The sequence below is a fragment of the Coprobacter fastidiosus genome, assembly GCF_030296935.1.
GTDB lineage: Bacteria > Bacteroidota > Bacteroidia > Bacteroidales > Coprobacteraceae > Coprobacter > Coprobacter fastidiosus.
This window is the reverse complement of sequence record NZ_AP028032.1, coordinates 696,665-709,417: the sequence shown is the minus strand read 5'-3', so window position 1 is coordinate 709,417 and position 12,753 is coordinate 696,665. Positions and strand designations below refer to the sequence as shown.

At 36.4% G+C, this 12,753-nt stretch carries 10 protein-coding genes; 8 read left to right on the top strand and 2 right to left on the bottom strand.

Annotation, left to right across the window (positions count from 1 at the left end):
• Nucleotides 1–18 precede the first annotated feature (18 nt).
• From QUE35_RS02840 to QUE35_RS02805, 8 genes are all read left to right on the top strand, one after another.
• Nucleotides 19–1,074, top strand: a complete 1,056-nt coding sequence (locus QUE35_RS02840; RefSeq protein WP_022601046.1) for an acyltransferase — start codon at nt 19–21, stop codon at nt 1,072–1,074.
• 18 nt (nt 1,075–1,092) lie between these two features.
• A complete protein-coding gene (locus QUE35_RS02835) occupies nt 1,093–2,094 on the top strand; it encodes an acyltransferase (protein WP_022601045.1) in 1,002 nt (333 codons plus the stop codon).
• A 10-nt stretch (nt 2,095–2,104) separates the two neighbouring features.
• The gene (locus QUE35_RS02830) at nt 2,105–2,884 is read left to right on the top strand and encodes a glycosyltransferase family 2 protein (RefSeq protein ID WP_031258524.1); all 780 of its coding nucleotides are present in this window, start codon (nt 2,105–2,107) and stop codon (nt 2,882–2,884) included.
• A gap of 697 nt (nt 2,885–3,581) precedes the next feature.
• Complete coding sequence (locus QUE35_RS02825; RefSeq protein WP_022601043.1) at nt 3,582–4,694, top strand: MraY family glycosyltransferase; 1,113 nt, start codon at nt 3,582–3,584, stop codon at nt 4,692–4,694.
• 171 nt (nt 4,695–4,865) lie between these two features.
• The gene (locus QUE35_RS02820; protein WP_022601042.1) at nt 4,866–5,909 is read left to right on the top strand and encodes a mannose-1-phosphate guanylyltransferase; all 1,044 of its coding nucleotides are present in this window, start codon (nt 4,866–4,868) and stop codon (nt 5,907–5,909) included.
• 8 nt (nt 5,910–5,917) lie between these two features.
• On the top strand, nt 5,918–7,054 hold the full coding sequence (locus QUE35_RS02815) for an adenylyltransferase/cytidyltransferase family protein (RefSeq protein ID WP_022601040.1): 1,137 nt from the start codon (nt 5,918–5,920) through the stop codon (nt 7,052–7,054).
• 96 nt (nt 7,055–7,150) lie between these two features.
• The gene (gene gmd / locus QUE35_RS02810; protein ID WP_009319452.1) at nt 7,151–8,227 is read left to right on the top strand and encodes a GDP-mannose 4,6-dehydratase; all 1,077 of its coding nucleotides are present in this window, start codon (nt 7,151–7,153) and stop codon (nt 8,225–8,227) included.
• Entirely contained in the window at nt 8,227–9,315 is a 1,089-nt protein-coding gene (locus QUE35_RS02805) for a GDP-L-fucose synthase family protein (RefSeq protein WP_022601039.1), read from the top strand. Before gmd ends, QUE35_RS02805 begins: the two co-directional genes overlap by 1 nt.
• Nucleotides 9,316–9,572: 257 nt before the next feature.
• Here QUE35_RS02805 and QUE35_RS02800 read toward each other — a convergent pair whose 3' ends face one another.
• Both QUE35_RS02800 and QUE35_RS02795 read right to left on the bottom strand, forming a co-directional pair.
• The gene (locus QUE35_RS02800) at nt 9,573–10,577 is read right to left on the bottom strand and encodes a T9SS type A sorting domain-containing protein (RefSeq protein ID WP_022601037.1); all 1,005 of its coding nucleotides are present in this window, start codon (nt 10,575–10,577) and stop codon (nt 9,573–9,575) included.
• Nucleotides 10,577–12,133, bottom strand: a complete 1,557-nt coding sequence (locus tag QUE35_RS02795; protein WP_022601036.1) for a chitobiase/beta-hexosaminidase C-terminal domain-containing protein — start codon at nt 12,131–12,133, stop codon at nt 10,577–10,579. The genes QUE35_RS02800 and QUE35_RS02795 overlap by 1 nt, the downstream gene beginning before the upstream one ends.
• Between the last annotated feature and the right edge of the window lie 620 nt (nt 12,134–12,753).

The following is a 12,753-nucleotide window of genomic DNA, read 5'->3' as shown; positions in this document are numbered from 1 at the left end:
TAAATAAAGAGTGAATTAATGAAAGATATTCAAAAGACGAAAAGATTGCCCGGATTGGATATAGTGAGATCTTTAGCTATTTTATTTGTTGTTGCACAGCATTTTAATTTGAATACAGAGTTCCGCCAGACTGTTTTTGATGGAACAAATCTTTTTTTTCAAGGAATGTGTGCATCAATATTTTTTGTTGCAGTGCCGTTATTCCTTTTGTTGACGGGATATTTAAATATCAATAAACAATTATCATTCGGGTACTATAAAGGAATTGTACGTGTCTTAGAAGCATATTTGATATATTCATTGTTGACGATTGCGTATAGATATTTTGTTAATGGAGAACATTTGAGTGTTTTATTATGGATACGCCAGATTTTAAATTATGAAGTGATTCCTTATGGTTGGTACATTGAAATGTACATTTGCCTGTTTCTTTTGATTCCGTTTTTGAACCTTATATACAAATGTTTGGATACACAAAGAAAAAAACAAATATTGATTGTTACTTTTTTAGCTCTGACAGCGATTCCAATTTCTCTTAATTGGTCGGCAACTCAATTATTCCCAGCTTATTTCACTTCATTATATCCGGTATCATTTTATTTTATAGGAGCTTATATTCATGAATATAAGCCAAAGTTTAGAAAACTTTGGCTATGTGTTATACTTATAATTTTATGTACCGTAGATCCTGTTTTTAATTCGATTGTACATTTAAGAGAAGGTTTTGTCTCGTTGTTTATGATACGGAACGGTCTTTTTAATACGATAACTGCAGTTATTGTTTTTCTGTTGTTTTACGATGTCGATTTCAAGTCGAAAATGATAACGAAAATATCACTTTTGTCGTTGGATATGTATCTGTGTTCATGGATATTCGATAACTTATATTATACTTATTTTAAGGCTCATTATTTTGAAAGCCAACAACAGTTTTTCGCATTTTTTCCGATTATCGTACCGTTGGTGTTTTTTTCGTCTTTCGGAGTAGCATGGTTGCGGGAAAAAGTAAATTGGGGAATAAAAAAAATTACAAGTTTTTGGGATATTGGTAAACAGCTGACAATAGAAAAATAAATTACCTATATTAGAAAAATGATAAGAGAAAAGCGGTTGGCCGGATTGGATATAGTGAGATCTTTGGCTATTTTATTTGTTGTTGCACATCATTTCGATTTGCATACTGAATTTTTGATAACACCTTTTATAGGTGTTAATATGTTTATACAGGGAGCATTTGCATCTTTATTTTTGGTAGCTGTTCCTTTATTTCTGTTATTGACGGGATTTTTAAATACAAATAAAAAATTGACATTAACCTATTATAAAGGCATTATCCGAGTATTATCGGCTTATTTGGTATATTCTATTGTTACGATTTTATATAGAATAATTATCAATGGAGAACATTTAAGTGTTTTTTTATGGCTGCGTCAAATATTCAATTATACGGCCATTCCTTATGGATGGTATATCGAAATGTATATAGGATTATTTATTTTAATCCCGTTTTTGAATATAATTTATAATAACTTGCAGGAAAAGAAAAACAAACAAATTCTTATATTGACTTTTTTAGTATTAACAGCTTTACCTCCGTTCTTTAATCAGGCAGGATATAAATTTGTACCAGATGATTTTGTTGCGTTATATCCGGTAACTTTTTATTTTATAGGTGCTTATATTCATGAATATAAGTTTAAGTTTTCCAAACTTAAACTATCGCTTATTTTATTGTTTTTGTGTATGTTAGATCCAATAATAAATTTAATGATGGGAAATACTTATAGATTTGTTCTTGGTGGTCGCGATTCCCTCTTTTATACAGCCATTGCAGTTATTGTTTTTCTGTTGTTTTACGATGTTGATTTCAAGTCGAAAATGATAACGAAAATATCACTTTTGTCGTTGGATATGTATCTGTGTTCATGGATATTCGATAACTTATATTATACCTATTTTAAGGCTCATTATTTTGAAAGTCAACAACAGTTTTTCGCATTTTTCCCGATTATCATACCGTTGGTGTTTTTTTCGTCTTTCGGAGTAGCATGGTTGCGGGAAAAAGTAAATTGGGGAATAAAAAAAATTTTGTAATATGAAATCTATGAAAGTTTCTATTATAACATGCACATACAACAGTGCGGCAACAGTAGCCGATACGATACGTTCGGTCAATCGGCAGACCTATGATAATATCGAACACATTATCGTTGACGGGCTTTCTAAAGACGATACCATAGCCATTGTAAAAGCCAACGCCGGAGACAGACAACGAATTATAGAGGGAAAAGATAAGGGAATATACGATGCTTTCAACAAAGGAATATTGGCTGCTACCGGAGATATAGTGGGAGTACTCAATTCCGACGATTTCTTTACCGATGATTATGTCGTAGAGATGGTGGTGAAAGCGTTTTTATTACGTCCTGGAATCGATGCCGTGTATGGGGACATTCATTTTGTAAACCCGGATAATCTTTCGAAACCTGTGAGATATTATTCTTCGCGGATCTTTCGTCGGGGATTGATGCGTTTGGGATTTATGCCGGCACACCCGTCTTTCTATGTTCGCAAAGTTTGTTACGATAAATTGGGAATTTATAAGATCGATTATAAAATCGCTGCAGATTTTGAGCTTTTGTTACGATTCATTTTTTTGAACCATATCCGCATTCATTATCTTCCTATCGATTTTGTAACGATGCGTACGGGAGGGGCAAGTACCGAATCGATGGGAAGTCGCAAATTGATTATGAAAGAGCAGTTAAGAGCTTGCCGTGAAAATAATATATATACTAATATATTTATATTAAGTCTGCGCTATTGGTACAAAATTGCAGAACTGTTGATCTCTAAATTGTTTTTCAGATTATCCGGCAAATAGTTTGATCTATAAATATTGTAAGAGCCTGTTTAAATTTTGCTCGGGTCAGGTTTTGGGAATTTCTTCCGAGCATGTCTTTCTGTTTTTACGAGGATGATAGCGGGCTATCATCTGACGAGTGAAAACGGGGAAAAAGACCGGAAGAAAACGCAAAAATGACCTGATCGTATTTTTTTATTGGAAAATTTAAACAGGCTCTAAGTATCTTGTCGATTTGGGGATAGTATTCGTAATCGGATAATATCTTACTGACATTCATAAATTGCACATATTTAGAAGTCGTTTAAATTTTATTCGGGTTAGTTTTAGCTTTATAAAAGCAATAGAACATTCGTAAAAGAAATTTTCAGAGTTGATCCGGACAAAATTTAAAACAGTCCATAAGAATATTTTAAAAAAATATTTTTTTAAGATTTGTGAAATACAAATTAAATATTTTCTTATATTTGCCGACGGTGTGAGGTGATATATGATTTTGGAGCATTTTTTTGAGTTTATTCTATGTTTTTATAGGAGATTAAGGAGAACACAGGTACTTAGGAAAAACATGAGGATGTATTTTTTTCCTGAGTTCATAATGTGAAAAGATAATTTCTTGAGAAGCACGCTCAAAACTATTATCTGTGAAAATTGTTTACCAAAAAATAGGGATAAACTCTTAATATTATTAATAGGTGTGTGAAAAAAATTTGATAGTATGTTACAACTTTTTTCATTGTTGGCTTTGGTGTTGTCTGCCTATCTTTCATTTTTGGTAATACCGAGACTTGTGTTCGTTTCGGTAAAGAGAAGATTATTTGATGTGCCGAATAGCCGGAGTTCACATACGAGGGCAGTTCCCCGTTTAGGTGGAATAATATTTTTACCTTGTATGATGTTTTCGTATGCTTTTGTATTAGGGCTTCGTGAGCTGAATGGAGTCGGTGTCGCAACGGAGTTGAGGGAGTCGTTATTGCTCGAAATGCTGTTTTTGATATGTGGTCTGACAACTATCTACGGTATCGGTGTTTTGGATGACCTTCGAGGTGTTTCTTTTCGTAAAAAATTTGTGGCGCAGATTCTTGCTGCGATCTTTTTTCTTTTCGGAGATATTCATATAGACAATTTACACGGAATATTCGGGATATATGAGTTACCTGTGGCGGTATCTTATGTGTTGACGATATTTATAACGGTTTTAATTATAAATGCGATCAATTTGATCGACGGTATCGATGGTTTAGCGTCCGGATTGAGTAGTGTAGCTCTTGCGGTATATGGATTTTGGTTTCTTTCTGCGGGATTGTATGCCTATGCTATGTTGGCATTTTCACTATTAGGATCGGTTATGATATTTTTCTTGTATAACGTTTTTGGCAAAAGGATGAAGTTATTTATGGGAGATACCGGATCTCTGATTTTAGGTTACTGTCTTGCATTTCTTGCCATACGATTCTGTCAGCTTAACGCTACACCCGAATTCGGAGTAGTAGGTGCTCCGATTGTTGCGTTTTCGACACTGTTTATTCCTATTTTCGATGTTTTCAGAGTGTTTATTGTCCGGATAAAACATGGTAAATCACCTTTTCTTCCGGATAAAAATCATATTCATCATAAATTATTGGCATTAGGAATGTCCCATCGGCAGGCGATGTTAACGCTGGTAATAGCATCCTCTATGTTTATAATTCTCAATTGGTTTTTAGTTAAGATTCTCGGGGAAACTGTAATGTTTCTGTTCGATATATTTTTAGGATTGTGCTTGGTATATGGCTTGCAGCGTTTTATAGTCGATAAAGAACGTAAATTAGTAAAGCGTGAAGTCCGGTAAGAAAATTTTTAAGAATTTACGGGGATGATAGTTGGGCTATTTGACGAGAGAAAACGGGAAAGCAAACCGGAAGAAAACATAAAAATGATCTGATAATATTTTTTGTTGAAAAATTTAGACAGGCTCTTAAACTTTTATTTATATCTTTGAATATTTTGAGATAAGTGTATAATGCAAAATAATCATGTGGTAATAATGGCCGGAGGAGTAGGCAGTCGTTTCTGGCCGATGAGTACACCCGAACATCCCAAGCAGTTTATCGATGTGTTAGGATGCGGGCGCACATTGTTACAGCTTACTGTTGACCGTTTCAGCGGGCTTGTTCCCATGTCCAATTTTTGGGTAGTTACCTCTGCCCGATATAAATCGTTAGTAGAAGAACAACTTCCGGATATTCCTCGTTCCAATATATTGTTAGAACCATGTATGCGCAATACCGCACCCTGTATTGCTTATGCCGGTTGGAAAATTAAACGACGTTATCCCGATGCTAATATAGTAGTAACATCTTCGGACCATGTGGTAACCGATGTTGAAGAATTTCGTAGAGTTATTGTAAAATCGCTTGATTTTACATCAAAATCGGAATCTATACTTACATTAGGAATGAAGCCTACCCGTCCCGAAACCGGATATGGATATATTGCGGCAGAAATAGAGGACGGTAGCGAGATAAAACCTGTAAAGGCATTTAAGGAAAAACCGACTCTTTCTGTTGCAAAAGAATATTTATCGGCCGGTAATTATTTTTGGAATGCCGGAATTTTTATATGGAATGCACATACACTTGAACAAGCCTTTCGGACCTATTGCCCGGCTATGGCTTCTGTTTTCGATCTGTTGACACCTTGTTTTTACAGAGATGATGAGCAAGAAAGGGTTGATGAACTTTTCCCGACTTGTGAAAGTATCTCTATCGATTATGCCGTCATGGAAAAAGCGTCCGGAATTTATGTCTTCCCGGCATCATTCGGTTGGTCAGACTTGGGCACATGGGGATCTCTTCATACCCGTTTGCCCCATGATAATCATCATAATGCATGTGTCGGAGAAAATGTGAAGTTGATAGAGTCTCAAAATTGTATAGTGCATGTCCCTAAGAATAAGAGGGTTGTTATTCAAGGATTAGACGGATATATTGTCGCGGAAAAAAACGGGACGCTTCTGATTTGTAAACTTCAAGATGAACAGAGAATTAAAGAATTCTCAAAATAATTTCCGGTATGGGAAATAAAAAGGTTTTTGTATCAGGCTGTTATGATATGCTGCATAGCGGACACGTCGCTTTCTTTGAAGAAGCTGCCCGGTATGGCGATTTGTATGTAGGCATAGGTTCGGATAAGACGATATTTGAATTGAAAGCCCGAAAAACGGTCAATACCGATGCTGAGCGTCTTTATATGGTAAAGGCTCTTCGTGTAGTTAAAGATGCGTGGATCAATAGCGGAAGCGGACTACTGGATTTTGAAAAGGAATTGAGAGAACTCAAACCCGATATATTTTTTGTAAATACCGACGGCAATACCCCTTTGAAAGCGCAACTTTGTAAAGAATTGGGTATCGAATATATTGTGAGTAAAAGAATTCCTCATGGAACTTTGCCTGTACGTTCGACAACGATGTTGCGAAAAGAATGCCGCATTCCCTACCGGATCGATTTGGCCGGAGGATGGCTCGATCAGCCTTATGTCAGTAAATATTATCCGGGTCCGGTATTGACCATTTGTATAGAACCGGATTATGAATTTAATGATCGTAGCGGGATGTCCACAAGTTCGCGTAAAAAGGCGATAGAGTTATGGCAGACCGATATACCCGAAGGAGATAAGGAAAAATTAGCCAAAACGCTGTTTTGCTATGAAAATCCGCCCGGAACTCCTTATGTAAGCGGTTCTCAAGATGCTTTGGGAATTGTTATGCCGGGATTGAATAAATATGAATATAACGGAGACTATTGGCCGGAGTCGATAGAAAGCAATCTTGATTCGGATATTTTGGAATGGCTTGAAAAATATATTTGGTTAGTACCTCTATATCCGAGAGGTCAGTCTTATAATGTTCTTGCCGATACGCATATCGATGCGGTTTCGGCAAAAGCGTTGAGTGATGCTGCCCGTTGTTGTTGGGATGCAATCCTTAATAAAGACTTGCAAAATTTCGGTGTGCAAGTAAAGGCCAGTTTCGATGCCCAAATAGCAATGTTCCCCAATATGGTGAATGATGATATCTTGGCTCAGATAGAAGAATATCGGGATTCTGTATTAGGTTGGAAATTAAGTGGTGCAGGCGGTGGAGGATATTTGACCTTTATCAGCGAAAAACCTGTGGAACATGCTTTGCAGATTCGTATTCGCAGATAAAAAATTTTGCTTTTGATGTGTATAGATTTCTTATATTTGCAACGAAAGTTCGAGTATGGAAATTTGAGGGATTAATAATTAATTTTTAGCTTAGAAATGAATACTAAAGTCGCTTTGATTACGGGAATTACCGGGCAGGACGGTTCGTTCCTTGCTGAGTTTTTATTGCAAAAAGGATATGAAGTTCATGGCATCTTGCGTAGATCTTCGTCATTCAATACCGGACGCATAGAACATCTTTATTTTGATGAATGGGTGCGCGATATGAAACAGCAAAGAACCATTAATTTGCATTATGGAGATTTGACCGATTCAAGTTCTTTAATTCGCATTATACAAGAAGTGCAACCTGATGAAATTTATAATCTGGCAGCACAAAGTCACGTAAAAGTAAGTTTCGATGTCCCCGAATATACGGCCGATGCCGATGCGATCGGTACGCTTCGTATGTTAGAAGCCGTTCGTATTCTTCATCTCGAAAAAAAAACCAAAATATATCAGGCGTCCACTTCGGAGTTATTCGGATTGGTTCAAGAAGTCCCGCAGAAAGAAACAACACCGTTCTATCCCCGTTCTCCGTACGGTGTAGCGAAACAATACGGGTTTTGGATTACCAAGAATTATAGAGAAAGTTATGGTATGTTTGCCGTGAACGGTATTTTATTCAATCACGAAAGCGAACGTCGTGGAGAGACTTTCGTTACCCGTAAAATATCCTTGGCAGTAGCCCGTATCAAACAAGGAGTACAAGACAAACTTTATATGGGAAATCTCGATGCTCGTCGGGATTGGGGATATGCCAAAGATTATGTACAGTGTATGTGGATGATTCTTCAACATGAAACACCCGAAGACTTTGTGATAGCGACAGGAGAGATGCATACTGTCCGTGAATTTTGTACGCTTGCTTTTGCTGAAGTCGGCATTAAGATTCGTTGGGAAGGGACAGGAGTCGAAGAAAAGGGAATAGATGAGGAGACCGGACGGATATTGGTCGAGGTCGATCCCAAATATTTTCGTCCTGCAGAAGTCGAGCAGTTGTTAGGCGATCCTACTAAGGCCAAAACTTTATTGGGATGGAATCCTACTCAGACACCATTTCCCGAATTAGTGAAGATTATGGTAAAACATGATATGGAAAAAGTTGCCCGGATGATCAAAAATAAACATTGATGGAAAAGAATGCCAAAATATTTGTAGCCGGTCACCGTGGATTGGTGGGATCTGCTATATTGAAAAATTTGCAAGAAAAAGGATATAAAAATTTTGTACTCCGTACCCATAAAGAATTGGACCTTTGCAACCAACTTGCCGTAACCCGTTTTTTTGATGAAGAAAAACCCGAGTATGTTTTCCTTTCAGCGGCTTTTGTCGGTGGCATTATCGCAAATAGTCTGTACCGAGCAGATTTTATTTATCGTAATTTGCAAATACAGAATAATGTAATTTATAATTCGTATCGTACCGGAGTAAAAAAACTGCTTTTTTTGGGAAGTACTTGTATCTATCCTCGGGATGCCCGACAGCCTATGGATGAGAACGTATTGCTTACTTCTCCACTGGAATATACGAATGAGCCTTATGCAATAGCCAAGATTGCCGGATTAAAGATGTGCGAAAGTTTCAATCTTCAGTACGGTACTAATTATATTGCGGTCATGCCTACGAATTTATACGGGCCTAATGACAATTTCGATTTAGAACGCTCCCATGTTCTTCCTGCTTTGATTCGTAAAATTTGTTTGGGACGTTATCTCGAGACCGGAAATTGGTCGGCTATACGTTCCGATCTCAATAAACGTCCGGTAGAGTCGGTCAATGGAGAATCTTCAGAAAAGGATATCCTTGCCATATTGAATAAATATGGAGTGCGTAAGACAGAAAAAGGTAATGTTCAGGTCGAAATATGGGGAACAGGAAGCCCGATGCGTGAATTCTTGTGGAGTGAAGAAATGGCGGATGCCTGTGTTTTCGTAATGGAAAATATCGACTTTGAGGATCTTAAGCCTAAAAATACGAAAGAAATCCGAAATTGCCATATCAACATCGGTACCGGAAAAGAAATCAGTATTGGAGATGTTGCCCGTTTGATAAAAAAAACTGCAGGATTTGAAGGCGATTTGTATTTCAATGCCGATAAGCCGGACGGGACGATGAAGAAACTGACCGATGTTTCGAAATTAAATGCATTAGGATGGCATCATAAAATCGATATTGAAGAAGGTGTACAAAAAATGATCGACTGGTATAATAATAATTAGAAAAGAGCCTAATTAGATTTTTCGATAAGAAAATATTATCAAGATATTTTTGTGTTTTCTTCCGGTTTGCCTTCCCGTTTTCACTTATCAGATAGTTCGCTATCTTCCCGGAAAAATATATGAATACACCCCAATCCTTTCTCGGAAGAAAAGGTTGGGGTGTTTATTGTAGTAAATTTTCTAATGGTAGATTTTATCGATTGTCGTAATATTTTCTTTTCCTGATAGAAAATTTAGACGACTATCTCTTGAAGTATTTAAAAAAGCACTTTTCCTTTTTCTTTTCCTGCTGTAACGAAATATAACCCTTTATTAAGAATCGGAATACGGTTGATTCCGGTATTCCCTTTGACCGAGAAAAGAAGTTTTCCGTTTATTCCATATATGTTTATCTGTTCTTCTTTGGGTAAAGTTATGAAGATATTTTGAGAATCTTTCCTGATTTTCAGTCTATTGTTTATTGATTCTTTTGATATCCCCGATGAGGAGGAAGATATGATACTTTCCCATGTAGTACCAACTCGTATCCCATCGACAATAATATCCTGCCCGGTATGGCTTGCACGGAACATCAGTCCGGCAGGGTATATATCTCCTTTAGAAGCATTATCGGATAACGGCCCTAATAAAGGTTGCTCTGGTTCTTGATCCTGTATGCGATCTAAAAGATATAAAGAAACTTTATCATTGTTATCTCCCGGTACTATTTCATATTTGATTACGAGGAGATAAGTTTCTCCGATTACAACAGGTTTATCGGTCGTGTAGACCGCTTTTTGATTATCATAAAAAGATAAGCCGATATTTAACCTTGAATCGAAATCAGAATTCTTCTCACCGTATATTCGTCCGTTAAAGGCAAATTTGGTATCTGTCCCGCCAGCCCAACTCGGCATATTTCCGTCCCATAAAGTGAAAAAATACTGGCTTTTAAGATTGCTGTTGAACTGAACGAGAAAAGACACATAGACACACCCTTCCGATATTTGCGGGAATGTATGCCGGGCGGCATTTTTATTTTCCTCTTCTATCTGTAGTCCGTTTCCGATACCTGATCCGGCATATCCTTCGAATGTCAGTCCCGGACAAACTTTCAGATATGGATTATCGTTTTCGAACAACCAGCCATGTTTACCTATTTCATCACCTATAGGATATTCAAAATTTTCTGTCCATACAGGGGTTTGAGCGATGATACTGAAACTGAAAATGAAAAAAGCGTGGAAAAGCCACGCTTTTTTCGAAAATATAAATTGACTCATTATTTGACAACTTTAACTACTTTAGAACCTACTTTTACAAGCGTGATATCATAAACTGCATCAAGAACATTTATTCCGGAAACAGCGACTTTTTCGGCAACCTTTTGACCGGTAATGTTGAATAGTTCGATTTTTTCACCGCCAATGGCATTGACATAAATTTTACCATTCGAGCTGTAAATAGTTATATTGTCATCTGTTGTAGCGGCTTTTACTCCGTCAAGTGTAGATTCTGTGATACTTATCGGATATATTTGAGGTGTTCCTTGGTAAACCGATACGAATCCGATAATATCCCATTTCTTCGATGCTTCGAAAGTTCCGTCAATAACTCTGAAACTGTTACGGATAGTCATTTCTTTATCACCGCTTACTACTACTCCATTAGTAGTTTTGCCGGTTTCGAATGTTGCATCTTCCTTAAATACAGCTTCTGACAATTTAATATATTTATATACGTCAGCGGTTGTAATTTCTGAAATGTTCATTGTTACAGGTTCAGCCGGTGTTCCGCTTACAGCATCAGGTGCATATAGAGGGAGCATTTGAGTTATATCTTGATAAACTCCATATTCTCCGATTAATCCGGTTATTACATCGCCTTCTTTATATTCACCGACAGCGTCTCCATAAACTAATAAACTGCCACTTTCATCTTGTATATAAAGGTTTATGCCGTTTTGATAAACTACAGTTACAGGACCGGTAATTTTGTAAACAGCGTCCCCTTCAGTTGCTGTGGACATGAATTCTGCGATGTTAGCTACTTCAGTAGCGATTGGGAAAGTTAAAACCACTTCTTTTACACTACTTGCTTTTAAACCGTCGGCTATCGCGATTGCTTTGATGGTCGTAGTAGTAGAAACTTTGAACGGTGTAGTGTAAGGAGTTGATTCTGCAGTCGGTACATCACCGTTTGTCGTATAATAGATTTTTGCATCGGCAGTTTCACATGTCATAGAAACTTCTTGTTCGGTGTAATATGTACCGCTAAGAGGAGTGATGCTTGGTACAGCAGTAGTATTTTCTTCTATCACTTCTAATTTAAACAATTGCAGGTCTTGTTGATTAGAAGTACTTTTATAACATGCAAATCTTTTGGCCGAAGCATTATATTGCAAAAATCTTTCGTTAGGTTCAATGTTGTTGAATTTAAATTTTCCTCCATTAATAGTAACGTTGTATTTTGCTGTATTGGCGATAGCGTCAATTAATTTGGCTGAATTCTCTGAACCATTAGAACTGATGTATTGTCCGTTTGCTGAAAGAGAGAAAGTCCCGTCATTATCTTTTGTGATTGTCCAAATAACAGATGCATCAGGGTTGGTAATTTTATCTCCCTCTATACTTACAGCTTCGATTTCCATATAAGGGTTTTTTGTTGTTGACTGGGTAGTAGACATAGCATTAGAAGATGTCCCACCGACAACAACATAAGATCCAGTGGTAAGTTCATCCATTGAAGTAATTTGCACATAATTGTCTGCGAAAGATTTACTTCCGAAGAGAGTGAGTGCTGTTACTAATAGAGATTTAAAAAAAGTAGTTTTTTTCATAATCGTTTTATTTTGGTTAGTAAATAAAAATACTTTTAAATTTTAATTTGGGTTTAAATAAAAAAGGGGAAGAGAAACAAAAGGAACAGGTATTTTGATTTTTTTCATCCTATCCAAACAATCGTTCGTTTTTATCATCCCTTTAAAATCTAAAACACATTCTTCAATTGTTCAGAACAATTATCTATGCATGAATAAGATAAAGTTCTGTATTTACCATATACAACTTTTATTTAGACTGTCCAATTAAACGAAGGTTTATTTGGACAAGAGACTATTTCCCGTAGTCTGTTCATTTATTTTACAAAGATAGCATATATTTTTATCTTTTTTACTACAATTTCATTGCAATTTTATGTCATTTTTGTATTCCTGTATGATGATGAACTTTAAATTTTGTTTGGGATTTTAGAGCCTTTCTGAGTAAAATTGATCATAAGTTTTTTAGAAAGTCTAATAAAAATTTGGAAGGCTTAGAGTCGGTCGTACATTTGTACGACCGACTCTTATATAATAAAGGTATATTTGTTTTCAGAATAGGTAAATTTTATGGATTAAGGAAGTTTCTTAAAGTAAATATTTTGTATATTGAAACATTTAACGTACCTTTGCGCCGCTAA